The 24,775-nt window shown below is 68.0% G+C and carries 22 protein-coding genes; 4 read left to right on the forward strand and 18 right to left on the reverse strand.

Features of this window, described 5'->3' with window-relative positions; genetic code table 11:
• Nucleotides 1–145: 145 nt before the first annotated feature.
• Complete coding sequence (gene fdhD, locus ACWDUD_RS12085) at nucleotides 146–976, reverse strand: formate dehydrogenase accessory sulfurtransferase FdhD (protein WP_450109472.1); 831 nt, start codon at nucleotides 974–976, stop codon at nucleotides 146–148.
• A complete protein-coding gene (locus tag ACWDUD_RS12090; protein WP_450109473.1) occupies nucleotides 976–3,288 on the reverse strand; it encodes an FdhF/YdeP family oxidoreductase in 2,313 nt (770 codons plus the stop codon). The genes fdhD and ACWDUD_RS12090 overlap by 1 nt, the downstream gene beginning before the upstream one ends.
• Nucleotides 3,289–3,470: 182 nt before the next feature.
• Here ACWDUD_RS12090 and ACWDUD_RS12095 point away from each other — a divergent pair, with 182 nt between their 5' ends.
• Both ACWDUD_RS12095 and ACWDUD_RS12100 read left to right on the forward strand, forming a co-directional pair.
• A complete protein-coding gene (locus ACWDUD_RS12095; RefSeq protein ID WP_197250804.1) occupies nucleotides 3,471–4,805 on the forward strand; it encodes an ammonium transporter in 1,335 nt (444 codons plus the stop codon).
• 113 nt (nucleotides 4,806–4,918) lie between these two features.
• Nucleotides 4,919–5,767, forward strand: a complete 849-nt coding sequence (locus ACWDUD_RS12100; RefSeq protein ID WP_197250803.1) for an SDR family oxidoreductase — start codon at nucleotides 4,919–4,921, stop codon at nucleotides 5,765–5,767.
• 8 nt (nucleotides 5,768–5,775) lie between these two features.
• Here ACWDUD_RS12100 and ACWDUD_RS12105 read toward each other — a convergent pair whose 3' ends face one another.
• From ACWDUD_RS12105 to ACWDUD_RS12180, 16 genes are all read right to left on the reverse strand, one after another.
• Complete coding sequence (locus tag ACWDUD_RS12105; protein ID WP_197250801.1) at nucleotides 5,776–6,423, reverse strand: helix-turn-helix domain-containing protein; 648 nt, start codon at nucleotides 6,421–6,423, stop codon at nucleotides 5,776–5,778.
• A 127-nt stretch (nucleotides 6,424–6,550) separates the two neighbouring features.
• The gene (locus ACWDUD_RS12110) at nucleotides 6,551–7,741 is read right to left on the reverse strand and encodes an NAD(P)/FAD-dependent oxidoreductase (protein ID WP_197250799.1); all 1,191 of its coding nucleotides are present in this window, start codon (nucleotides 7,739–7,741) and stop codon (nucleotides 6,551–6,553) included.
• A gap of 76 nt (nucleotides 7,742–7,817) precedes the next feature.
• On the reverse strand, nucleotides 7,818–8,384 hold the full coding sequence (locus tag ACWDUD_RS12115; RefSeq protein WP_450109474.1) for a HutD/Ves family protein: 567 nt from the start codon (nucleotides 8,382–8,384) through the stop codon (nucleotides 7,818–7,820).
• Nucleotides 8,385–9,614 (reverse strand): allantoate amidohydrolase, encoded by a 1,230-nt coding sequence (locus ACWDUD_RS12120; RefSeq protein WP_450109475.1) that lies wholly within the window; start codon nucleotides 9,612–9,614, stop codon nucleotides 8,385–8,387.
• Nucleotides 9,611–9,907 (reverse strand): WhiB family transcriptional regulator, encoded by a 297-nt coding sequence (locus ACWDUD_RS12125; protein WP_197250794.1) that lies wholly within the window; start codon nucleotides 9,905–9,907, stop codon nucleotides 9,611–9,613. The genes ACWDUD_RS12120 and ACWDUD_RS12125 overlap by 4 nt, the downstream gene beginning before the upstream one ends.
• 4 nt (nucleotides 9,908–9,911) lie before the next feature.
• The gene (locus ACWDUD_RS12130) at nucleotides 9,912–11,240 is read right to left on the reverse strand and encodes an FMN-binding glutamate synthase family protein (protein WP_197250793.1); all 1,329 of its coding nucleotides are present in this window, start codon (nucleotides 11,238–11,240) and stop codon (nucleotides 9,912–9,914) included.
• A 46-nt stretch (nucleotides 11,241–11,286) separates the two neighbouring features.
• Nucleotides 11,287–11,985 (reverse strand): GltB/FmdC/FwdC-like GXGXG domain-containing protein, encoded by a 699-nt coding sequence (locus ACWDUD_RS12135; RefSeq protein ID WP_450109476.1) that lies wholly within the window; start codon nucleotides 11,983–11,985, stop codon nucleotides 11,287–11,289.
• A 74-nt stretch (nucleotides 11,986–12,059) separates the two neighbouring features.
• Nucleotides 12,060–12,947: a glutamine amidotransferase gene (locus ACWDUD_RS12140; protein ID WP_450109477.1), complete on the reverse strand. Its 888-nt coding sequence runs from the start codon at nucleotides 12,945–12,947 to the stop codon at nucleotides 12,060–12,062.
• A gap of 58 nt (nucleotides 12,948–13,005) precedes the next feature.
• Nucleotides 13,006–14,385 carry a type III glutamate--ammonia ligase gene (gene glnT, locus ACWDUD_RS12145; protein ID WP_450109478.1) on the reverse strand — a complete coding sequence of 460 codons (1,380 nt, stop codon included), beginning with the start codon at nucleotides 14,383–14,385 and terminating at the stop codon, nucleotides 13,006–13,008.
• Nucleotides 14,386–14,586: 201 nt separating this feature from the next.
• Complete coding sequence (locus ACWDUD_RS12150) at nucleotides 14,587–15,735, reverse strand: acyl-CoA dehydrogenase family protein (RefSeq protein ID WP_450109479.1); 1,149 nt, start codon at nucleotides 15,733–15,735, stop codon at nucleotides 14,587–14,589.
• Nucleotides 15,736–15,769: 34 nt separating this feature from the next.
• Entirely contained in the window at nucleotides 15,770–17,125 is a 1,356-nt protein-coding gene (locus ACWDUD_RS12155) for an MFS transporter (RefSeq protein ID WP_450109480.1), read from the reverse strand.
• Between the two features lie 96 nt (nucleotides 17,126–17,221).
• Complete coding sequence (locus ACWDUD_RS12160; protein ID WP_450109481.1) at nucleotides 17,222–18,016, reverse strand: MaoC/PaaZ C-terminal domain-containing protein; 795 nt, start codon at nucleotides 18,014–18,016, stop codon at nucleotides 17,222–17,224.
• 26 nt (nucleotides 18,017–18,042) lie between these two features.
• Entirely contained in the window at nucleotides 18,043–18,792 is a 750-nt protein-coding gene (locus ACWDUD_RS12165; RefSeq protein WP_450109482.1) for an enoyl-CoA hydratase/isomerase family protein, read from the reverse strand.
• Nucleotides 18,789–20,174 (reverse strand): amidase, encoded by a 1,386-nt coding sequence (locus ACWDUD_RS12170; RefSeq protein WP_450109483.1) that lies wholly within the window; start codon nucleotides 20,172–20,174, stop codon nucleotides 18,789–18,791. Before ACWDUD_RS12170 ends, ACWDUD_RS12165 begins: the two co-directional genes overlap by 4 nt.
• Nucleotides 20,167–20,928, reverse strand: a complete 762-nt coding sequence (locus ACWDUD_RS12175) for an SDR family NAD(P)-dependent oxidoreductase (protein WP_450109484.1) — start codon at nucleotides 20,926–20,928, stop codon at nucleotides 20,167–20,169. Before ACWDUD_RS12175 ends, ACWDUD_RS12170 begins: the two co-directional genes overlap by 8 nt.
• Before the next feature lie 51 nt (nucleotides 20,929–20,979).
• Nucleotides 20,980–23,379 carry an alpha/beta fold hydrolase gene (locus ACWDUD_RS12180; RefSeq protein ID WP_450109485.1) on the reverse strand — a complete coding sequence of 800 codons (2,400 nt, stop codon included), beginning with the start codon at nucleotides 23,377–23,379 and terminating at the stop codon, nucleotides 20,980–20,982.
• Between the two features lie 186 nt (nucleotides 23,380–23,565).
• Between ACWDUD_RS12180 and ACWDUD_RS12185 the strand changes: the two genes are divergently transcribed.
• Nucleotides 23,566–24,183: a TetR/AcrR family transcriptional regulator gene (locus ACWDUD_RS12185; protein WP_197250145.1), complete on the forward strand. Its 618-nt coding sequence runs from the start codon at nucleotides 23,566–23,568 to the stop codon at nucleotides 24,181–24,183.
• A gap of 192 nt (nucleotides 24,184–24,375) precedes the next feature.
• Complete coding sequence (locus ACWDUD_RS12190) at nucleotides 24,376–24,756, forward strand: cupin domain-containing protein (protein ID WP_197250125.1); 381 nt, start codon at nucleotides 24,376–24,378, stop codon at nucleotides 24,754–24,756.
• Nucleotides 24,757–24,775: the final 19 nt, after the last annotated feature.

The raw sequence follows: 24,775 nt of genomic DNA on the forward strand, positions 1-24,775 counted from the left end.
GCCCCCTGCTTCCGAGCGCCCCCTGCTTCCGAGCGAATGTACCGCTCGTCTCCTTGGATCGAGCGAACGATACATTCGCTCGGAAAAGACGGGGGGTGACGCGGCTGCCGTCGCCGACCGTTCACCGCCGACCGCCGACCGTCGGTCAGCCGCCGGCCTTGATGCGATCGGCGCCGGTGTAGACGTTCATGGATCCGCCGCGCAGGAATCCGACGAGCGCCAGACCGGCGTCGGCCGCGAGGTCCACCGCCAGCGACGACGGCGCGGACACCGCCCCGAGCATCGGGACCCCGGCCATCACGGCTTTCTGGGCGAGTTCGAACGACGCGCGGCCGCTGACGATGAGCACCGACTCCGCGAGCGGGACCCGGTCCTCGATCAGTGCCCAGCCGAGCACCTTGTCGACGGCGTTGTGCCTGCCGACGTCCTCCCGGACCGCGAGCAGCACGCCGTCCGGGGTGAACAGCCCCGCGGCGTGCAGTCCACCGGTGGTGTCGAAGATCTTCTGCCGCCTCCGCAGCGCGTCGGGCATCGAGGCCAGCGCGTCGGCGGTGACCGCGGGTCCGTCGGTCGCGAGCGGGAAGCGGGTGCGGGTGCGGACCTGGTCCAGCGACTCCTTCCCGCACACCCCGCACGCCGAGGACGTCAGGAAGTTCCGGGTGCCGACGCCGTCCGCGACGTCGACACCGGCGGCGAGCGCGACATCGAGCACGTTGTAGGTGTTGGCGCCGGATTCGTCGACACCGTTGCAGTACCGCACCGCGACGATGTCCTCGCGGCTGCCGATGATGCCCTCGGCGAGCAGGAAACCGTGCGCGAGTTCGACGTCGTGGCCGGGCGTGCGCATCGTGACCGTCAGCGACCGTCCCGCGAGCCTGATCTCGAGGGGTTCCTCGACGGCCAGGGTGTCGGGCCGGCGGACGTTCCCCTCGGGGGTGATCCGCAGGACCGGTCGTCGTGCCGTGACGCGTCCCATCAGGCCGACCCCGACTTCTCCAGCCGAACCGTGATCGCCTTGGACACAGGGGTGTTCGACTTCGCGGCGACGTGATCGAGCGGCACGAGCGGGTTCGTCTCGGGGTAGTAGGCGGCCGCGTTGCCCCGCGGTGTGCTGTACAGCACGATGCGGAAGTCGTGGACGCGACGCTCCTCGACGGTCCCGTCCGCCGCCGTCCACTCCGACACCAGATCCACGAGATCCCCGTCGGCGAAACCGAGTTCGACGACGTCCTCCGGGTGCAGGAAGATCACCTTGCGTCCGTTGCTGACCCCGCGATAGCGGTCGTCGAGACCGTAGATGGTGGTGTTGTACTGGTCGTGGCTGCGCAGGGTCTGCAGGATCACCCGGCCGGGAGGCGTCGACACCCATTCGAGCGGATTCACCGAGAAGTTGGCTTTGCCTGTGCTCGTGGTGAATTCGCGCGCGTCACGCGGCGGATGCGGCAGCTGGAAGCCGTCCGGCCGGCGCACCCGGGTGTTGTAGTCCTTGCACCCGGGCACGACCCGCGCGATCGAATCGCGGATCAGGTCGTAGTTGCCCTCGAATGCCGTCCAGCGCACCGGATGATCGGGCCCGAACAGTGCCCGGGCGAGACCGCAGACGATCGCGACCTCGCTGCGCAGATGTTCGGAGACCGGGTGCAGTCGGCCGCGCGACAGGTGCACCATCGACATCGAATCCTCCACCGACACCATCTGTTTGCCGCTCGCCTGCACATCGAGATCGGTGCGGCCGAGCGTCGGGAGGATCAGCGCGGTGCGACCGTGCACGACGTGGCTGCGATTGAGCTTGGTCGACACCTGGACCGTCATCGCGCAGTTGCGCAGCGCGGCCTCGGTGGCCGCGGTGTCCGGGGTCGCGGAGACGAAGTTGCCACCCATCCCCATGAAGAACGATGCGCGGCCGTCGCGCATCGCCCGGATCGCCTCGACCGTGTCGTAGCCGTGCCGGCGGGGGCTGGTGATCCCGAACTCGGTGTCGAGTGCCGCCAGGAACCATTCCGGCATCTTCTCCCAGATACCCATGGTGCGGTCGCCCTGCACGTTCGAATGCCCGCGCACCGGGCACACCCCGGCCCCGGGCTTGCCGATCATGCCGCGCACGAGCAGCAGGTTCACGGCTTCGCCGATCGTCGCGACCGCGTGGGTGTGCTGGGTCAGGCCCATCGCCCAGCAGATCACCGTCCCCTTCGACGCGACGAGGTCCGCCGCGGTGGCACGCAGCTGCTGCTCGGTCAGGCCGGTGGCTTCCATGACCACATCGAGATCGACTGCACGGATGTGCTTTTCGTACTCGTCGAATCCGGCGCAGTACCGGTCGACGAACGCGCGGTCGACGACGGTGCCGGGCGCGGCGTCCTCGGCCTCGAGCAGCAGCCGGCCCAGACCTTGGAACAAGGCCATGTCGCCGCCCAGCCGGATCTGCAGGAACTCGTCGGCGATGTCGACGCCGTGCCCGAGGACGCCGTTGACCTTCTGCGGATCCTTGAACCGGCGCAAGCCGGCTTCCGGCAGCGGATTGATCGCGATGATCTTCGCGCCGTTGTGCTTGGCCTTCTCGAGCGTCGACAGCATCCGCGGATGGTTGGTCCCCGGATTCTGCCCCGCGATGAGGATCAGATCGGCCTGCTCGAGGTCGGGCACCGACACCGACCCCTTGCCGATGCCGATCGCCTCGATCAGCGCACTGCCGGACGATTCGTGGCACATGTTCGAACAGTCCGGCATGTTGTTGGTGCCGTAGCTGCGGATGAGCAACTGGTAGAGGAACGCGGCCTCGTTGCTGGTACGCCCCGAGGTGTAGAACACGGCGTCGTCTGGGGAGGGGAGGCCACGCAGTTCGTCGGCGATCAGCTCGAACGCGGCGTCCCAGGAGATCGGCTCGTAGTGGCTGCCACCGGCCCACAGCACCATCGGATGGGTGATCCGGCCCTGCTGACCGAGCCAGTAGTCGGTCTTTCCGGCCAGCTCGTCGACGGAGTGCTGCGCGAAGAACTCCGGGGTCACCGTCCGCAGGGTGGCTTCCTCGGCGACCGCCTTGGCGCCGTTCTCGCAGAACTCGGCGGGCTTGCGGTGGCCGGGCGTCTCGGGCCAGGCGCAGCCGGGGCAGTCGAATCCGTGGCGCTGGTTCAGGCGGGTCAGGGTCGAGACGGTGCGGGCCGCCCCCATCTGCGCGTACGCGCGCTGCAGCGACACGAGCACTGCCGGAACCCCGGCGGCGTGGTCCTTTGCCTCCGTGACCTCGAGCGTCGATTCGTCGATGTCGTCCACAGGTGCGCGTCTCGTCATGAGTCCATAGTGACCCGGCTCATGTTGCCTCGGCCACTCGGGTGCTTAACGAAATGTTCACCGCGGGCGAGGCCGCGTTTTACACGGACCGTTCACTCTCGGGGAACGGTGATGAACGACATAAGACGATCGCCGGTAAACGTTGGAGGGATTTCCCTCAGGACTGAACAAGGTGGACACGTATGGAAGAGGCAATCGCTGCCGCCGACACTGCCTGGGTTCTCGCGGCATTCACGGCGGTCGCCCTCATGGTCCCGGGGCTTGCGCTGTTCTACGGCGGCATGCTCGGGGTCAAGAGCGCACTCAACATGATCATGATGGTTCTCGGGGGCTTCGCCGTCGCCGGGGTGGTGTGGGTGTTCTTCGGCCCGGCCGCGGTGCTCGGTGACAGTGTCGGAGGCCTCGGACTCATCGGTAATCCGTTCACCGACATCGGACTCGGCTCGCTGCTCGAGCCGTCGGACGGGCTGCCCGCCGCATTGACTGCGGCGTTCCACCTGCTGTTCGCGGGCATCACCGTCGCGATCATCGCGGGTGGCGTCGCCGACCGCATGAAGTTCTCCGCATGGATGATCTTCTCCGGGATCTGGGTCGTGCTGGTGTACTTCCCGGTTGCGCACTGGGTGTTCGCATTCGACGACGAGGACGCCGGCACCAAGGGGGGATGGATCGCCAACGTGCTCGGCGCGCAGGACTTCGCCGGCGGCACCGCCGTGCACATGAACGCCGGCGTCGCCGCGCTGGCACTCGCGATCGCGCTGGGGAAGCGCCGCGGGTTCCCGCACGTCCCGCGTCCGCACAGCCTGCCCCTCGTGGTGCTCGGCGGCGGCATCCTGATGTTCGGCTGGTTCGGATTCAACGGTGGTTCCGCGGGCGGTGCCAACCACACCGCGGGCGTGGTCGTGCTGAACACGATGATCGCCGCGGTCGCGGGCCTGCTCGGCTGGCTGCTCGTCGAACGCATCCGGGAGAAGCACGCCACGACGCTCGGCGCGGTGTCCGGCATGATTGCCGCGCTCGTCGGCATCACCCCTGCCGCGAGCCTCGTCTCCCCGCTCGGCGCGCTGCTCATCGGTTTCGCCGCGGGCGCGGTGTGCTTCCTGACCGTGAGCCTGAAGTTCAAGCTCGGGTACGACGACTCGCTCGACGTCGTCGCCATCCACCTCATGGGCGGTGTCGTCGGCACCCTGCTCATCGCGTTCGTGGCCACTGCCGCGGCGCCGGCCGGTGTCGACGGACTGTTCTTCGGCGGTGGCATCGACCTGCTGGGCCGTCAGATCCTGGCCATGGCCGCGGTGTTCACCTACAGCTTCGCGGTGACCTGGCTGATCGCCAAGGCCATCGACAAGACCATCGGCCTGCGCGTCGACAAGGAAACCGAGATCATGGGTATCGACGTCCCGGTGCACGGCGAAACCGCCTACGTCATGGACAGTTTCGGAGCCAGCGCGCCGTCCAAGATGCGTCCGGAGGAATTCGCGGCGGACCGGGAGGTGGTCGTTCCCACCGTGAAGTGAACCGCTGATGGGTTCCCTCCTGCCGTTGCCGTGGCAGGAGGGAACCCGCGCGTTTCGGGCACACGGCAGTGACCGGACGGGCATAATCGGACGGCAGTCGACGAGGAGCCCACATGAGCACACCGGACGCGAAGCCACTGGCCGGAAAGACCATGATCATGTCGGGCGGCAGCCGGGGCATCGGCCTGGCGATCGCGCTCCGCGCGGCGCAGGACGGCGCGAACATCACGCTGATCGCCAAGACCGACACACCGAACCCGAAACTGCCGGGCACCATCTACACCGCGGCCGCCGAACTCGAGGAGGCGGGCGGCCGGGTACTGCCCTTCGTGGGGGACATACGCAACGACGAGGCGGTCGCCGAGGCCGTGCGCCGGACCGTCGAACAGTTCGGCGGAATCGACATCGTGGTGAACAACGCGTCCGCGATCGACCTGTCGCCGACCGACCGGATCTCCATGAAGAAGTACGACCTCATGCAGGACATCAACTGTCGCGGCACGTTCCTGCTCTCGAAGCTGGCGATTCCGTCGCTGCGGCAATCCGCGAGCGCGGGGCGTAATCCGCACATCCTGACGCTGTCGCCGCCGCTGAACCTGAATCCCAAATGGGCGGGCGGAGCGCTCGCGTACACCATCGCGAAGTACGGCATGAGCCTGACGACGCTCGGGCTCGCCGAGGAGTTGAAGGGCGACGGCATCGCCGTGAACTCGCTGTGGCCGCGCACCACCATCGCGACCGCCGCGGTGCGGAACCTGCTCGGCGGCGAGCAGATGGTGAATTCGTCCCGGACGCCGGAGATCTACGCGGATGCTGCGTATCTGGTGCTCACGTCACCGAGCACGGAGGCGACCGGGAACTTCTACATCGACGACGAGGTGCTCGCCGCGGCGGGGATCACCGACCTCGACAAGTACCGGGCCGGCGACGGCGAACTCCAGCTCGACCTGTTCCTGGACTGAACGCCGCTCTACCCCTGGTGATTGTCGGGGTACGCGGTGACCGCAAGGAACCGGATGGGAAGCGTCACGAGCTCGTTCGGTCCGTGCAGGCCCTCGCCGTCCAGAAGCAGGGCGTCACCGGGTTGCAGGTGGTACTCGGAATCGCCGTGCCCGTAGACCATTTCACCCTCGAGCATGTACAGCAATTCGGTGCCGGGATGCTGGAAGAGAGGGAAGACGTCGCTCGCGTCGGTGAGCGTGACGAGCACCGGTTCGAGCCGCTTGTGCTGTCCGCGCAGTGCCCCGAGCAACTCGTAGTGGTGGCCGACGCGCGTACCGCGGCCGACGATCTCGGCGCCCTGGCCGTTTTTCGTGAACACGGCCTCACGACGGGTGTCGGCGCCGCGGAACAGGGAGGTGACGGGAACGTCGAGGCCGGCCGCGAGCCGGGCGAGGGTCGACAGGCTGCACGACGTCTGCGCGTTCTCGATCTTCGAGAGCATCGCCTTGGAGATCCCCACCTTGGCGGCCATGTCCCCGACGGACAGCCCGCTGGCCAGGCGCAACGACCGCACCTGGTGGGCGATCGCCCGTTCGAGATCCACACCCGTGGGGGTGCCGCGGGGGACTTCGCGTCCGGAATCGTCGTAGAGGACGGGACGGTCGGGGCTGGCCATGTCAGCAGCGTAGCGTTTGTTCACCGGTAGTGGACACCCTCTCGCGGTGGGTATTTCGGTGACGGGCGAGCCCTCCGCGGCTGCGAGTGCATCCGCGGAGGGCGCAGGGCCGTCGGAGGTGCCGGGATCAGCGCATCTCACCGGCTCCTTCGTAGGGATTGAGGCTCAGGAGCAGGTCGCCCTCCTCGAAGCGGGAGAATCGGAAATCGTCCGGATTCACGTTCGGCAGGTCGGTCTTGCCGTCGATGAGCAGGTCGGCGACCAGCTTGCCCACGGCCGGGGAGATCTTGAAACCGTGCCCGGAGAAGCCGGTCGCCAGGAACAGGCCCTCGACCGGCGACGGGCCGATGACGGGGTTGTAGTCCTCGGTGACGTCGTAGGCGCCGACGTACGAGCTGGTGATCCGGGGATCCGGCATGTCGGGCAGGCGGTTGCCGAGCTTCATGATGTTCTTCTCGATCGTCGAGTCGTCGGCGCGGTTGACGTACTTGTCGGGATCGATGTACTCCGGTGCCTGATGATCGGAGTTGCCCACCAGCAGTTCGCCGTTCGGCTCGCGGCAGATGTACTGCAGGCCCGCCAGATCGGACAGCACGGGGACCTCCGGGGTCGGGACGCCCTGGTCGACGAGGACCAGCTGGGCGCGCTGCGCCTTGACGTCGATGTCGACGCCGACTCCGGCGACGAGCGCCGGCGTCCAGGGGCCCGCGGCGACGATGACCTGCTCGGCGTGCACCTCGGAACCGTCGGCGAGCGTGACGCCGTAGACCCGGCCGGCGGCGTTCTGCAGCAGCGACACCACCGGGGTGCTCTGCCGGATCTTCACGCCCATCCGACGTGCTGTCGCCCCGAACGCCATTCCGGCCATGTAGGCCTCACCCCGGCCGCCGAGCGGTTCGTAGGCGAACAGTGCGAAGTCGTCGAGGTTCAGGCCCGGCCACAGCTCCGCCATCTTGTCGTGCGCGATGAGTTCGGTGGCGATCCCCAGGCCCTGCATCATCTCGATGTTCGCCTCGAGCGGCTTGACGTTGTTCTCCGCGACCCCGACGACGTAGCCGCACTGGCGGAATGCCATGTCGTCACCGAAGATCTCGGTCGCGCGCGTGAAGATGTCGACGCCGTACCAGGACATCGCCGCCAGGGAGGGGGTGCCGTAGTGGCACCGGACGACGCCGCTGGATTTGCCGGTCATGCCCGAGCAGAGGGTGTCGCGTTCGAGCACCAGGACGTCGGTCTCGCCGCGGTCGGCGAGGGAGTAGGCGATGGCCAGGCCTTCGAGGCCGCCACCGACGATCAGGAACTTTGTCGTGTCCGTCACCTGAGGATCCTTTGTTCGGACGGACGTCCCGAGGGAGGTCCGTGGGGAAGTCGATGTCGATGGGGAGAGATCGGTTCTACGGGAGGGAAGCAGGGGTCGGACGGATCTGCACCAGCAGTCCGGTGGTGGAGGTTCCTCGCAGCGTGATCGCCTCGTTGCGGATCAGGATGCAGTCGCCGGCCTCGGCGTGCTCGGTGCCCGCGTGGACGGTGCCCGACCGCACGTACAGGGCGGTGATTCCGTCGGGCCGGGAGACGAATTCGGTGTCGAGCGGCAGGTACGTGACGGTGGCGCCGGCACCCCCGCGATCGGTCATGACGTTGAACGCGCGGGTGGCGCCCTGTGGGATGCAGCGGGGCGCATCCTCCCCGGCGAACGGGTGGGGGCTCCACGGCTTCACCGACTCGGATCCGTGGCCCGCGTCGAGTTCGACACCGTGCTCACCGACGACGGTGAAGATGCGGTCGGTGCCGGGGAAGGCGGAGAACTCGCTCGGTTCCGACCCCAGATCGGCCAGACTGATCCGCCACAGGGGTCGGTCGTCACCGCCGGAGGGACCGGCGGCGATCTCCTCGGTCGTCCCGGCGCCGTTGCGCCAGGGCACCCGACGTCGGTCGCCGGCCCGGACCACCTGTACCGCCATCTAGCTGCCCGCCGTCCAGTCGGCCATGATGTCGGCCAGGGCCTGCGCGCCGATGTTGCAGTCGCCGGGCTCGGCGAACTCGTGCGGGGAGTGCGACACTCCGGTCGGGTTGCGCACGAACAGCATTGCGGTGGGGACCTTCTCGGACAGGATGCCGGCGTCGTGTCCGGCCTGGGTGGGGAGCACCGGAATGTCTCCGAGATGGGACAGTGCCCGGCGCAGCCGTTCGCGGGGTCCGGCGGGGAATTCGACGATCGGGGTGATGGATTCGGCGAAGACGTCGAGTCCGATCTCGTCCGGCAGGCAGTGCCGGCGGGCCTCGGCCTCGATCTCGGCGACCAGTTTCGTCAGGGTCTCCTCGTCCGCGGCACGAGCGTCCAGCCACGCCTTGATCTCCGAGGGGATCGCGTTGGCGCCGTTGGGCAATACCTCGATCTTGCCGAAGGTGGCGACCGCGCCGACCGACGCGGCACACGAGCGGGCACTGTGCACCGACGACGCGTAGGCCAGCATCGGGTCGTGGCGGTCCACCAGGCGCGTGGCACCGGCGTGGTTGGCTTCGCCGGTGAAGGTGAACTGCCAGCGGCCGTGCGGCCAGATCGACGACGCGACCGCGACCGGCGCGTCCACGAGGTCGAGTGCCCGGCCCTGTTCGACGTGCAGTTCGACGTACACCCCGACCCGGTCGACGAGAGCCGGGTCGGCGCCGATGTGTTCGGGCACCCGGCCGGCGCGGGTCATCGCTTCGGCCAGGGTGATTCCGTCGCGGTCCCGCAGACCGAGCGCGCGCTGCGGAGCGAGTGCTCCGGTGGTGAGCTGGCTGCCGACGCACGCGACTCCGAAGCGAGCCCCCTCCTCGTCGGAGAACGCGGTGATCGCGATCGGGACGGTCGGGACGATGCCGCGCTCGCGGACGATGTCCACCGCGGAGAAGGCGGAGACCACGCCGAGGGGACCGTCGAACGCGCCGCCGTCGGGCACCGAGTCCAGATGCGAGCCGGTGACGAACGCACCGGTCGGATCGCCCACCCAGCCTTCGGGTAGCCACCAGGCCCAGAGATTTCCGTTGCGGTCCTCTTCGACGTCCATGCCGCGTTCGGCGGCACACCCGCGGAACCACTCCCGAAGGGTGAGATCGGCGTCGCTCCAAGCGAATCGACGGTAGCCCCCGGTCGTCGGATGCTTGCCGACGTCCAGGATCGATGCCCAGAGCGAGTCGAAGGCGGTCATCTGTCGTGTCCTCTCGAGAATCGGCTGTGGCAGGCCCGTTCGTGTCGTGCTCGGGCGAGCCACCGGTGACGAATCAGTTCCGTGGGTGTCAACCCGCCCCAGACCCCGTGTGTCTCACCGGCCAGTGCCGCGTGGTCGCGGCACGGTTCCAGCACGGGGCAGGAGGCGCAGACGGACTTGGCGCGGGCGACGGCCTCGGGTGCGTCGTCGAAGAAGTCGACGTCCCGGGACCGGCAGACGGCCTGTGCCTGCCAGTCCCGGAGGTCGTCGAGCAGGGCTGCGGGGGTCGTCACGGGGTCAGAAGCTGCTGCGGCCGGGGATCCAGTCGGTGCCGGCCAGGGGAACCCGAGCCATGGCGGCGGCTTCCATCGTGACGGCGACGAGATCCTGCGGTTCGAGATTGCGCAGGTGCGACTTGCCGCACGCCCGGGCAATCGTCTGTGCCTCCATGGTGAGCACGCGCAGGTAGTTCGCGAGCCGGCGGCCTCCCTCGACCGGATCGAAGCGGGCCTGCAGCTCGGGATCCTGCGTGGTGATGCCGGCCGGGTCCTTGCCGTCCTGGAAGTCGTCGTAGAAGCCGGCGGCCGAGCCCAGCTTCTCGTACTCGGCCTGGTACTTCGGGTCGTTGTCGCCGAGGGCGATCAGGGCGGCCGTGCCGATGGCGACGGCGTCGGCGCCCAGGGCCATCGCCTTGGCGACGTCGGCGCCCGAGCGGATGCCGCCGGAGACGATCAGCTGCACGCCGCCGGGGGTGCGGTGCACACCCATCTCCTGCAGGGCCTGCACGGCCTGGGGGAGTGCCGCCAGGGTCGGGATACCGACGTGCTCGATGAAGACGTCCTGGGTGGCGGCGGTGCCGCCCTGCATGCCGTCGACCACGACGACGTCGGCGCCGGACTTCACGGCGAGCTTGACGTCGTAGTAGGTGCGGGTCGCGCCGACCTTGACGTAGATCGGCTTCTCCCAGCCGGTGATCTCCCGGAGCTCGAGGATCTTGATGGCGAGGTCGTCCGGTCCGGTCCAGTCGGGGTGCCGGCACGCGCTGCGCTGATCGATGCCCACCGGCAGGGTGCGCATCCCCGCGACGCGTTCGGTGATCTTCTGGCCGAGCAGCATGCCGCCGCCGCCGGGCTTGGCGCCCTGCCCGAGCACGACCTCGATCGCGTCGGCCTTGCGCAGGTCGTCGGGGTTCATGCCGTACCGGGAGGGAAGGTACTGGTAGACCAGGTGCTTGGACTGTCCGCGTTCCTCCGGGGTCATGCCGCCGTCACCGGTGGTGGTGGACGTGCCGACCTCGCTGGCACCACGTCCGAGGGCCTCCTTCGCGCGACCGGAGAGAGCGCCGAAGCTCATACCGGCGATGGTCACCGGAATATCCAGGTGCAGGGGGTATTTCGCGTTGCGGTCGCCGAGGACGACGTCGGTCTCGCACTTCTCGCGGTAGCCCTCGAGCGGGTAACGCGACATCGACGCGCCGAGGAAGAGCAGGTCGTCGAAGTGGGGGACCTTGCGCTTGGCACCCCAGCCGCGGATGTCGTAGATGCCGGTCGCGGCGGCGCGCTGGATCTCGTGGATGACGTTGCGGTCGAAGGTGGCCGACTCACGCAGTCCGGGCTGGAAGGTCATGGAAGTCTCCTCGGGGGGTCGAGCGGGCGGAAGTACGTCGGGGTCGTCAGTACGCCGAAGCGTTGTCGACGTGGAAGTGGTAGAGCTGCCGGGCCGAGCCGTAGCGGGTGAACTCGGCCGGGTCGGCGTCGAAGCCGGCCGCGTCGAGCAGTTCCTGCAGTTCGGCGATGTGCTCGGGGCGCATCTCCTTCTTGACGCAGTCCGCGCCGAGCGAGGCGACGCTGCCCCGCACGTAGATCCGCACTTCGTACAGCGAATCGCCCAGGGCCTCACCGGCATCGCCGAGAACGACGAGGCGGCCGGCCTGGCCCATGAAGGCGCTCATGTGACCGATGTTGCCGCCGACGACGATGTCGACGCCCTTCATCGAGATTCCGCAACGGGCCGCGGCGTTGCCTTCGATCACCAGCAGTCCGCCGTGGGCGGTGGCGCCGGCCGACTGTGACGCGTCGCCGGTGACGTGCACGGTGCCGGACATCATGTTCTCGGCGACCCCGACGCCGGCGTTGCCGTCGATGGTCACGTTCGCGTGCTGGTTCATGCCGGCCGCGTAGTAGCCGACGTGGCCGTCGATGCGGACGTCGATCGGCCGGTTCAGTCCGCACGCGAGCGCGTGGGCGCCCTGCGGATTGACGACCTCGACCGAGGCGGGGGCCTCCGTCGCGTGCAGTGCCGCGTTGAGTTCGCGGGTGGTGGTCACCGCCAGGTCGTAGGTGGCGGTCGGGAGCAGTGTGTCGGTGGTCATGGTTGCCTCCGGGGACGAGGTGGGGACGGCGGGGTCGGTGGTCGTTGCGACGGAGTCGGTGGTCACGGCGCCGGTCAGCGTTGCCACACGTAGACCCGGTCCGGTTCGGGTTCGAAGATGTGGGCGTCGGCGATGCCGGGAAGGCCTGCCAGAGCGCGGAATTCCGAGGCCATGGCGACGTAGGCGTCGCACTCGGCGACGATCGCGGGCTTGCAGGCGATCGGATCACGGACCACGGCGAAGGAATCGGAGGTGGAGACGAGCAGGGTGTAGAACCCGTCGAAGCGCTCGCCGAGAAGTCGCAGTGCCTTCTCGAGATCCGCGCCCTCCGCCAGGTGCTTCGCGACGAAGCGCGCGCCGACCTCGGTGTCGTTCCGGCTGTCGAACACCACGCCCTCGTCCTCGAGTTCGCGCTTGATCGACAGGTGGTTGGAGAACGATCCGTTGTGGACGAGGCACTGGTCCGGGCCGACGGCGAAGGGGTGGGAACCCGCTGCGGTGACAGCGGATTCGGTGGCCATGCGGGTATGGCCCACTCCCTGCCAGCCGGACGCGGCCGGCAGGCCGAAATTCTCTGCGAGGACGCGCGGGTCGCCGATTCCCTTGAGGACGGTCACGTCGTCACCGAAGCCGATGACGGTCGCCGTGGGGGCCACGCTGCGGACGGTGTCGGCGAGCAGGGCCGCGGGGACGGGGGCGTGCAGCACGGTGGTCGGTGCCAGGTCGAGCGCACCGACGGTCACACCCAGTGCGTCGCCGACGACCGTGGCGAGATCCGAGGGCGCATCGAGCACCGAGACCGACGATTCGCCGGCGGGGGAGAAGGCCGGGTTGCCGTAGACGGCGACGCCCGCCGAATCCGGTCCGCGGTCCACCATCTGCCCGAGCATTCCGGTCAGCAGGCTGCCGAGTCGGGGTTCGAGCGAGGCGTCCCGCAGATGAAGTCCGACGATTCCGCACATGGTCGTCTCTCCTGTTCGATGGTTCTGTTCGATGAATCCGGAAGAAGCCGAAGGGTTTTCAGAAGGCGGTCAGGTAGCTGTCGATCTCCCACGGAGTGACCGTGTTGTGCCAGTGGAAGAACTCCTCGCGCTTGAGGGAGGCGAAGTAGTCGGAGACATTCGCGCCGGCCGCGTCGAGGGCGCCGGAGACGACCGGGTCGGCCTCGAGTGCGTCCATCGCGTGCAGCAGCGTCATCGGCAGCGTGTCGGTGGATCCTCCGACACCCGGAGTGCCCGGGTCGAGGTTGCGCTCGATGCCGTCGAGGCCGGCGGCGACGGTTGCGGCCGTGGCGAGATAGGGATTCGCAGAGCCGTCACCGCCGCGCAGTTCGACGCGGTTGTGGTCGGGGACGCGCAGGTAGTGCGTGCGATCGTTGCCGCCGTAGGTCGCGTACCGCGGCGACCAGGTTGCGCCGGAGGAGGTGCTGGTCGCGCCGGTGCGCTTGTAGGAGTTGACCGTCGGCGCGATGACGCCCTGCAGTGCGCAGGCGTGCTCGAGGATCCCGGCGATGAAGGAGTAGGCGGTCTTCGACAGGCCCAGGCCGCGCGGGTCGGAGGCGTCGGGGAATGCCGAGGCGCCGTCGCTCCACAGGGACAGGTGCATGTGCATGCCCGATCCCGTGCGGTCGGCGAACGGCTTGGGCATGAACGTGGCGGTCATGCCGCGCTGTTCGGCGAGCACCGAGATCAGGTAGCGCAGGGTCACCACCCGGTCGGCGGTGGTCAGCGCGTCGGCGTACTGGAAGTTCTGCTCGAACTGGCCGTTGCCGTCCTCGTGGTCGTTGGCGTAGTTGCCCCACCCGAGGGTGTTCATCGCCTCCGAGATCGACGTCAGGTGCTCGTACATGCGGGTCACGTCGCGGGCGTCGTAGCAGGGCTGGCGGGAGATGTCGAGCGCGTCGGCAGTGCGCAGCGTCCCGTTCTCGTCCTTGTTGACCAGGAAGTATTCGATCTCGGCGCCGACGTTGACCTCGAGGCCCAGCTCGGCGGCTCGTGCAAGCACGGACTTGAGGATCACACGCGGTGCGTACGGCCACGGCTTGCCCTCGACGTGCGGGTCACAGTGCACCAGCGCGAGACCCGGGCGGACGAACGGGATCGGAGTGAAGGAGGAGGCGTCGGGAATGGCGACGAGGTCGGGATCCTTCGGAACCTGGCCCATCGAGCCGGCAGCGTAGCCGGCGAAGCCGACGCCCTCGGTCTCGAGCTCCTCGACGGATTCGACGGGAACGAGCTTGGCACAAGGCTTTCCGGACAGGGTGGTGAAGACGGCGAGGATGAAACGGGTGCCGGCCGCGTGGGCGAGCTCGGTCAGGCTCGGGGACTCGGATGCCGTGGGGACATGGCCGTTCGTGGACGGGAGGCGCAGCACGGACGTGTCGGTGGCTTCCAGCGTCATGGGGGCTCCTCGGATTCGACTGATGGTTTCACTATAGGAATCGGTGTCGAATACAAGGAAACATGGTACCCATGACGGGAGTGTTACACGAGGGTGAGATTGCCGTGACGGTTGTCGCGACGGGCGTGTGGAGAGCGAAAGAACAACGGCGGGACGGCCGAATGGCCGTCCCGCCGTTGCGGTGTTCGGAAAAGGGGTGCTCTACCGGAGACCGAACGAATTCCCGATGATGTCGCGCTGGATCTCGTTGGTGCCGCCGTAGATCGTGGCGCCGAGAGCGGCTCGTACGTGCTGTGCCATGTCGAACTCGGTGGAGTAGCCGTAGCCGCCCATCATCTGCATGCCTTCGAGGGCAGTGTTCTTCGCGACCTCCGTCGCCTTGAGCTTCGCCATCGACGACGCGCGGGCCAGGCCCTGCGGATCGTCACCGGCATCGGCGCGGTGAGCGACGCTGTAGACGAGCAGACGGGTGCACTCGAGTTCCGTGGCGAGATCGGCGATGCGGTGCTTGATCGCCTGATACGAGCCGACCCGATTGCCGAACTGGATGCGCTCGGAGACGAACGCCAGAGCGTCGTCGAAGGCGCGTTCGGCGACGCCGAGCATCTGCGCGGCGAGGATCAGCCGTTCGGTCGCCAGGCCGGGCATGAGCTGGGCCCATCCCTGGCCGACCTCCCCGACCACCGAGTCGGCGGGCAGCACGCAGTCGGTGAAGTAGAGGTCGTTGACCTCGGTGCCGCCCAGCGTGTCGATGCCCTTGATCGTCAGCCCCGGCGTGTCGGCCGGAACGTGGAACATGGTGAGCCCGTGGTGCTTCTTCTCGCCCCGCTCGGTGCGGGCGACCAGCAGGATGCTGTCGGCCTGATGAGCATTGGTGATCCACGTCTTCTGGCCGTTGATCACCCAGCCGTCCGCGGTGCGCTCGGCGCGGCAGGACAGCGCTGCGACATCGGATCCGGCCTCCGGCTCGGACATTGCGATCGCCAGCGCCGCACCCTCGGCGAGCCGGCCCAGCACCGTCCGCTTGAGCTCTTCGCTCGCGAACTTGGTGTAGATCCCGGCGGTGATGAGGGTCGTGCCGTGCCACGGAACCGGGGCCAGGCCGCGGTGGAGCTCCTCGAGCAGGACGCACAGATCGACGTGGTTGCCGCCGGCTCCGCCGTACTCCTCGGGGATGTTGATCGCAGCCCAGCCGAGTTCGGCGATTCGCCGGTTCAGCTCGAGGCTGTGCCCTTCCCGCCCGCAGTCGGTGAGTTTGTCGCGCTGTTCGCGCGTGCCCACCTCACGGCGGCAGAATTCGCGGACGGCAGCCCCGAACTCGCGCTGCTCCTCGCTGAGCATCACAGTCATGGAAATCTCCTGGTCGAAATGGAAAGGGTGCCGATCAGGCGGGTTCGCCGACGCGGACTCGGGTGTCCCGGGACTCGTCGTCGTGATCGCCCGCCGTTCCGGAGGTGAAATGGCGGCGCATGGAAGCCGCTGCGACGAAGGAGATCACGGCGGTGACGACGAGGATCGCGGCGAGCGGCCACCAGTGCTTCGATCCGTCCGTCGGCACCAGGGCGGCGGCGACGAGCGGCGTGGGTGCCGCCCAGGCGACGCCCGAGAACGCACTGCACAGGGCGACACCACTGTACCGGACCTCGGTGGGGAACAGGTCGGCGGTCATGCTCGACACCACGGCATAGGTGGTGGCGTGACCGAGGACGAGGGCCGCCGAGAACGCGACGATCATCAGCCCCATGTTTCCCGTGTTGAACAGCAGGAAGAGGGGGAAGGCGAACAGGCCCGTGAACACCACGCCGCCGATGAAGACGGTCCACGCCGACAGGCGGTCGCACAGGATGCCGACGCCGACCATCGCGAACAGGTCGATGGTCGCGGCGACCAGCAGGATCATCAGGGTGTCGCTCTTGGAGAACCCGTGGACGTTCGTCGCCATCGTGAGCATGTACGTGGTGATCAGATAGAACAGCACGATCACGCTGGCCTGCAGGCCGATGCCGGCGAGGACTCGACCCGGCAGCGTCCGCAGAACCGTGAGGATGGGGCGGTCCGTGACCGAACCCGTCTCCTTCACCTCGGTGAACTCGCTCGACTCCTCGACACCGAGCCGGATGATCAGGCCGATGACCACGAGAACGAAGCCGGCGAGGACCGGAATCCGCCATCCCCAGGACATCAGCTGCTCGTTGGGCATCCGGGCGACGAAGTACATGACGACGGTCGCCAGAACCAGCGCGAGCGGGCTGGCGATCTGCGGAGCGGATCCGTAGAAGCGCTCCCGGGCCTTCGGCGCGTTCTCGACGCTCATGAGCACGGCACCGCCCCACTCGCCGCCGACCGCGACACCCTGCAGGAAGCGGAGGGCGGTGAGCATGACGGGAGCCCAGATGCCGACCTGCTCCCAGGTGGGCAGCAGACCGATGAGGCCGGTGGAGGCACCCATCACGGTCAGCGTCGTGATCAGCGTCGTGCGGCGGCCCAGGCGGTCACCGAGATGGCCGAAGATGAACGCGCCGACGGGGCGGGCGAGGAAGGCGACACCGAGGGTCGCGAAGGAGGCCAGGATGCCGACATTCGATCCCAGCTTCGGGAAGAAGATCGTCGAGAAGACGAGCGTGGCGGCTGTGGCGTAGATGAAGAAGTCGAACCACTCGACGGTGGTGCCGACGAGACTGGCGAGGAACGCGCGTTTTTGCTGCTTGGTTCCGAAGCTGGAAGCGGCGTGTGCGGTCATGGATGTGCCCTTTCGGCGGGACTTTCCTGTGGAGCGGGGGAGTTTCCTTCTGTAGAGCTGGGGGCTGTAGAGCTGGGGGTCGAACGTGGTGTGCGGTCAGAATTCCGCGTGCCCGCCCGAGAGGACACCGATGTCGCCGATGCGTGCGTCGAAGTCGACGTTCGTGCCGGCGGCCTGTGCCCGGACGGTCAGCGTGGCGTCGGGCAGAACCGGCGCCGCGAAGCGGGCTCGGAGCTCCCGGAGTTCCCACGGCTGGGCTCCGGCGGCCTCGGCGACCGTGCGTGCCGCGATGCCCAGCGTGCACAGACCGTGCAGGATGGGTCGTTCGAAGCCGTAGCCCGAAGAGACCTCCGGGTCGATGTGGACGGGATGCAGATCGCCGGTGAGGCGGTACAGGGCCGGCAGGTTCGCGGCGATGTGGGAATCCTGCCGGAACGGAGCGGATTCGAGATCGATCCGCGGCGCGGAGGGTGCGCGTTCACCGCCCCAGCCGCCCGAGCCGGGCAGGTGGATCGCGTAGGTCGCGGTGAACTGCTCGCACTCGACGGCGATGTCGACGGTCGCCGCGGATCCCTTGTCCCAGACGTCGGCGACGCGGGCACGCATCTCGAGCTTGCCCGAGCGAGGGAAGGGCGCATGGACCGTCAGCTGCTGTGCCGCGTGGAGCGACTTCAGCCGGTCGTAGGCGCCGAGCTCGCCGGCCTCCTCGACTGCCCACAGGCCCAGACCCAGGCCGAAGGTCGGCAGCACGTGCAGGTCCCGCTCGTAGACCAGCGGCAGCTGGTCGGGGCGCGCGCCGACGCACAGCGCGTAGAGGATCGCATCGGATTCGCCGTACGAGACGACACGGCTACCGAGGTCGTAGCCCTTCAGGGAGGCAACTGCGTTCATGAGCTTTCCTTGGGGTGGAGAGGGTGTCAGGAGGCGGAGGCGCCGTGCCGCTCGGAGGCCGCGGCGACGGCCTCGTGTCGAGCGGCGCTGTCCATCAAGCGGATTCGAGTGGCCTGCCATGCGGCGTCGTCGTAGTCTCCGTCGTCGAGTCTGCGGAGCAGGTCCCGTGTCGCGGAGAGGGCGTCCTCCGGGAGACCGACGAGCCGCTCCGCAAGCGTCAGAGCGTGCTCGCGCGGATCCCCGTCCGCGGAATGGGTGGCCAGTCCGCTGCGTACGGCGTCGTCGGCGTCGAATCGTTCGGCGAGCACCAGCAGCCGGGTGACCGTCGTGCGGGGCAGCGTGGCGTGGACCCGGCGGATCGACGCCGGGTTGTACAGCAGCCCGAGTTCGACGGCCGGGACCCGGAACCATGCTCGCGGGCCGACGATCCGGACGTCGCACGAGGTGGCGAGCTCGACACCGGCGCCGACGCACGCCCCGTCGACGACGGCGACGACGGGAACCGCGCTGTTGCGGATCGAGGCGCATGCGTCCTCGAGATCCCGGTCGTAGTCGAGGTCGGCGGAAGTGCCTGTCAGATCGGCGAAGTCCGCGCCCGCACAGAACACCCGTCCCGAACTCGTGAGGACCACGGCACGGATTCCGTCCGACAGGTCGGTGAAGACCCGGCGGAGTTCGCGGAGAAGTTCCCGGGAGAGAGCGTTGCGCCGGTCCGGACGGTCGAGGACGATCTCGAGGACGCCCCCGTGGCGCCGGCAGTCGAGCCCGGCGGTCACGACACCGGCTCCGGGACCGGCCGGGACGCCCAGCGCTCGCGCACCGGAGCGTAGTCGAAACCGAGTGCCGACTCCAGGGACTCCGCGAGGTTCAGCAGGTCGGCGTCGCGGCCGCGAGCGGTGACCAGCTGGACACCGATCGGCAGTCCTTCCGAGGTCCCCGCGGGAAGCGAGATCGCCGGTGTTGCAGCGACATTGAACGGCGAGGTGAAGGGGAAGGCGCCCCACAACCAGTCCGCCTTCTCGCCGTCGATCGTCTTCGGCCGCTGTTCGTGGGGGAACGCAACGGTCGCGACCGTGGGAGTGAGGATCGCGTCGAAGCCGTGCAGGAAGCTGTCGACACGGCGGCGGAAATCACCCAGTGCCTCGCGTGCGAGGGCGACCTCGGCGCTGGTCAGCTGCTCCGCTGCGCGCAGGCTCGCGCGTTCGTACGGGGTGAGCAGTTCCGGACGTTCGAGCAGATGCGCCCGCTCGCGGAGTTCGTCGTCGAGCACGAGGGGCCCGAAGATCTCGTTCCAGCCGTGGATCGGGATGTCGGTCTCGACGACCTCGTGACCGAGATCCGACAGGATGGAGGCGGCGGCCTCGACCGTGCGGACGACGGCGGGATCGACGGGACGTCCGTCCGGACGTGGGCAGAAGGCGATCCGTCGGTTCGGTACCGAGGCACGGGCGAAACTCGTCTCGGCGAGGATCTCGGTCATGATGCGGGCGTCGTCCACCGTCCAGGCGAGCGGACCGGCCGTGACGAAGTCCGTCATCGCCCGGAAGCCGCGCTCGTCCGCACACAAACCGGTGGTCGGCTTGTATCCCACGAGGCCGCTGAAGGCCGCGGGGATCCGGATGGATCCGCCGCCGTCCGAACCGAGTCCGATCGTGGCGAGGCCGGCACCGACCGAGGCCGCCGCGCCGCCACTCGAACCGCCCGGGGTCCGCGTCGGATCCCACGGGTTGCCGGTCTCGGGACCGAGCAGGTTGTCGCTGGTGGCGGACTGGCAGAACTCGGGAACGCTCGTCTTGCCCGGCATCACGGAACCCGCTGCACGCAGGCGGGCGACGGCACCGGAATCCGACCGGGCGACGCGCCCGCGCTGGGTCAGCGATCCGAGGCCGGTCTCCGTGTCCGCGAGGTGGAAGGCGTCCTTGATGGATACCGGGACCCCGAGGAGCGGGGCGCGCTCCCCGCGGGAGTACCGATCGGCCGCGTCGGCCGCCTGGAAACGAGCCAGATCGGCCGTGACCGTCACGTAGGCGCGCACCTCCGGATCGAATCGCTCGATCCGGTCGAGGACCTCCTCGGTGACGTCGATGGGGTTCAGGTCACCACGCGCGTAGGCGTCGGTGAGCTCACGGATGGGCAGGTGCAGCGGGTTCTCAGCCATGCGGGTGCACCCCACCGCTGATGCCGTAGACCTCGCCGGTGACGTAACCGGCGTCGGGTCCGACCAGGAACGACACCAGCCCGGCGACGTCCTCGGGGCGGCCGACACGGCCGACGAGGGAGCGGTTCTCGGCGTAGCCGGAGAAGAACTCGTCCGGGTAGATCTTGCGGAGGAAGTCGTTGTAGATCAGGCCCGGGGTGATGGCGTTGACCCGGATGCCGTGCTTGCCGTTCTCGGCGGCGGCGACGCGGGTGAGGGCGAGGACACCGGCCTTGGCTGCGGAGTAGGCGGCGCCGTGCTCCGTGCTGGTCTCGTAGGCGGCGATCGAGCTGATGTTGACGATTGCGCCGGAGTTGTTCTTCTGCATCACCGGAAGCGCGTAGCGCATGGTGTAGAAGGTGCCGTTCAGGTCGACATCGAGGCAACGCTTCCAGGTCTCGGAGGACATCTCGGCGACGGGCTCGATCTTGCTCCAGCCGGCGTTGTTGACGAGAACGTCGAGGCGGCCCTTCTTCGCGGCGATCTCGGACACGACGGCCTCGACCCGGGCCTCGTCGGTGACGTCGAGGACGTAGCTGTCGAAGTCGCGTCCGTGCTCGCCGGCCAGCTTCGCGGCCAGTTCGTGGCTGCGGCGCTCGTGGACGTCGGTGATGACGACATCGAAACCGTCGGCGGCGAGGCGGGTGGCGATGGCGGCGCCGATTCCTGCGCCCGCGGCGGCGGTGACGAGGGCGGTGGGACGTTCTTGCATCATGGAGCCTTTCGGAAGGACGGTGTTCTGGAAGTGATTGATCGGTGGCGCTTCTCAGGGGAGAAGTCGGCGAAGCGTCTCGATCGACTGCTCGGGCTGGTCCACGAGCATCAGGTGGCCGGCACCGGTGATCTCGGAGTAGGTGGCGTGCTCGATCGCACCGAGGATGATGTCCGCGGCCTTCTTCGGGCAGAAGGTGTCGTGGTCGGCACCGACGATCGCGACCTCGGTCTCGCTCCCGATCCGGGCCAACTCGGGGGTGAGCGGCGACTCGACCAGTGCGGCCATGGCGGTGGAGGCGTTGATGTAACCCTGCGCCCCGCCGACGGCTTCGAGCCGGAAGTCCGTGACGGCGTCGAGGTCGGAGTCCGGGTTGTGCAGGGCAGCAGCGGTATCGGCGCGGAGGGCGGTGCGCTGCTCCTCGGCGTCGGTGCCGCGGAAGAGTTCGATGCGGCCGGCGTAGAAGGCTGCCGCTCCGCGGCCGACGACACTCGAGGTGCCCAGTGCGACGACCTTCGTCACGAGGTCGGGGCGCTCGGCCGCGGCGGAGAGGACGACGGTGCCGCCGAGAGAGAAGCCGACGCAGATCGCGGGACCGGTGACCTCTTCGAGGAAGGCGATCAGATCGTCGCGCAGCTGGGCGAGAGTGCCGGCGGGCGAGCCGACGGTGGTGCGTCCGTGCCCACGGAGGTCGTAGGCGTAGGTGGTCACCGGCAGTCCGGCTTCCTGGACGGCGCGCCAGCTGCGGTGATCTTCGGCGAGTCCGTGGATCAGCACGACCGCGGGGCCCTCACCGGCGCGGGTGTAGGTCACGTCGATGTCGCGGAGCGTGACGGTCTGCGTCGTGAGGTCGACGGTGCTGCTGGTCATATCTTCTCCTGACGAGATCAGTTCTCTGAGAACGTTCTTGCGGATCTTCCCGGCGGGGGTCTCCGGCATGGTGGGCAGAATGCGGATCGACTCCGGCCACAACCTCCGAGGCACGTCGCGATCCGCGAGCCATCCGACGAGTTCGTCGAAGGTCGGGGCGGCGCCGAGCGGCTGGATCACCGCGCAGATCCGTTCACCGAGCCGGTCGTCGGGGCTGCCGACGACGGCCACGCGCGCGACCTGCGGGTGCCCCGAGACGGCGTTCTCGATCTCGACGGGGGAGATGTTGACGCCGCCGCGGATGATGAGGTCCTTGAGACGTCCGGTCAGACGCAGGTAGCCGTTGTCGTCCACGATTCCGGTGTCGCCGGTGCGGAACCAGCCGTCGTTCGTGAACGACTCGCGGTAGAGCTGTTCCTGGCCGATGTAGCCGAGGAAGAGCGACGGGGTACGCATGACGATTTCACCGTCGGTCCCGCGCGGTGCGAGCGTGCCGTCCTCGCGGATCGTCTCGAGCGTCACGCCGGGCATCACCTTGCCACAGGTGTGCGCAACGAGCTCCGTGGAGTCGCCCGGCAGGCTCGAGGTCGCGCCGCCCTCGCTCATCGCCCAGATCGCCGCGATACGGGTGTCGGGCATCTGTTCCTGCGCCAGTTCGATGAGGCTCGGGGCGACGGGGGCGCCGCCGCACAGGAAGATCCGCATCCCGGCCAGCTTGGGTGCTGTGGAATCCCATTCGGTGTCGACGATGTCCTTGAGGAAAGGAGTTGCGGCCACGGTGATCTCGCAGCCGTACTTCTCGACGAGCTCGAGCGCCCGGCGGGGCTTCCAGGCATCCTGCAGGACGAGGGAGGCACCCGTCATCAGCGACATCCGGGCGCCGTGCCAGAAGCCCGTGCTGTGACCGAGCGGGGAGGGCATGAAGATCGGCCGTTCACCGGAGACCTCGTAGCGGTCGATGACCATCCGGTTGTAGGCGCTCAGGCTCGCCTCGGAATGTGCGATCGCCTTCGACTTTCCGGTGGTGCTCGACGAGAACAGCACGTGGACCAGGTCGTCCGGATAGGCCGGGATCGTCACCGGTGCGCCGCCGAAGGTACGCCAGGTGCGGGTTCCGTCACCGTCGACGAGGAGGATCTTCACCTCGCGTCCGAGTTCTTCTGCCAGAACCTCGGATTCGGCGACGAAGTCGCGGCCGCGATGTTCGAGGGGAAGCACGACAACCTTCGCACTCACGAGGTTCGCGGTGTAGGCGATGGATCGGGGGTCGGTGGTCACCGGCAGGGTGCCGGCGATCATCCCGCGTCGCGCGACACCCAGATAGGACGTCATCCACTCGGTCCAGTTGGGCATGCAGACGATGGCGAGATCGCCTTCGCCCAGACCATGGACGGCAAGTTCCTGCTCGACCTCGCCGGCCAGCTCCCACAGTTCGGCGCGGGACAGGGCGTGTCCTCGGTCGTCGCAGACGGCGAGGGCGTGGGGATCGCGCTCGAGGTGGTCGAGGAAGAGTTCGAGGGGAGTCCGGGTGCCGGCGGTGTGGCCCTGCACGACGGTGGCGAGAGTGGTTGCGCGGGAATTCACGGGGGACTCCGTTTCGGTGGAAGCCGGATGAAGAAGCAAAAGAGGCGTCGCGGGAAGGGACGCGATGTCGATGAAACGATTCTGGAGTAGTAACGTGGCTCACGTCAAGAGAGTGACGTCGCTTTTTTGTTAACTCTGATGAACATTGTGTTGAACGGCTACGATGCCCGCAACGAAAGGAGGGACATGTCGCACCTGCCGAACACCACCAAGGGGCGCCGTACCCGCACCAAGCTGCTGGAAGCGGCGCGCTCGGTCTTTGCTCGCGACGGTTACGTCGGCGCCACCATGAGTGGCGTCGCGACGGAAGCCGGGATGTCGCTCGGGGGGTTGTACAGGTACTTCAGTGACAAGGAGGACCTGTTTGCGACGTTGATCGCCGACACGCACGACGATCTGTTCCGTGCCAGTGGTGCGACCGAGCACCGCATCGAGGACGATCCGTACCAGGCGCTGCTCGAAGCGAACACCGGTTACCTGTCTCACTACTACGAAAACCGCGACATCATGCGGACTCTCGTCGAGGCTGCGAGCGTCGACCCGCGTTTCCGCGAGATCTGGTGGTCGATGCGCAATCGGCACATCGACCGGTTCACCACCGTGCTCAAGGTGAAGTGTGGCATGGACACGGTCGGCGGTCTCGACGTGCGGGGCGTGGTCGAGGCCGCCGCGTGCATGGTGGAACAGTCCGCCTACGTCTGGTATGCCCAGGATGCTCTCCAGCGGTCTCCGATGCCGGTCGAGCAGGGAGCGCAGATCGTCACGCGCATCTGGCACCGCGCTTTCTTCGGATCCGGCAACTGACGAACTCTTCGTTCGGGCCGCGGGCTTCATGGCCCGCGGCCCGAAAGTCGTGCTTCCGAGAGGAATCGGTTACACGCGTTAACCGAGCGGCAACCCATCGCTGCGTTTCTTCGCATTATCGTGTGTTTCACGTCAGCGATCGACGTTTCGCCGCACAGCGCGCGTTCGCGCATTCCTTTCCGAGGAGTTCTCATGTCCGAGACCACGACCACAGCACCCGTTTTCCGGGTGACCTCCGGATTCTGGAAGACGCTCCCGCAGATGTCGCTCGACGAATTCCCGGGAACGAAGGGGTACATCGACGACGTCTATCCGAACCCCGACGGATCGGAGATGGCGGCGGGGTACTTCGCCCTCGAACCCACCGAGGCTCCGCTCGACTACATGTACGAGTACGACGAGATGAAGGTGGTTCTCGACGGCGAGTTCCGCCTCGAGAACCTCGACACCGGGCAGGTCGAGATCGCGCGAGCTCGCGATGCGATCTTCTTTCCCAAGGGATCTCGCATCCGCTTCACCACCCCCGAGGGCGCGCTCGCGTTCTACGTCGGCCACCGGTCCTTCGCGCCGTAGGTGATGCGATGAGCGTCTG

This window comes from Rhodococcus sp. NPDC003382, assembly GCF_053589135.1.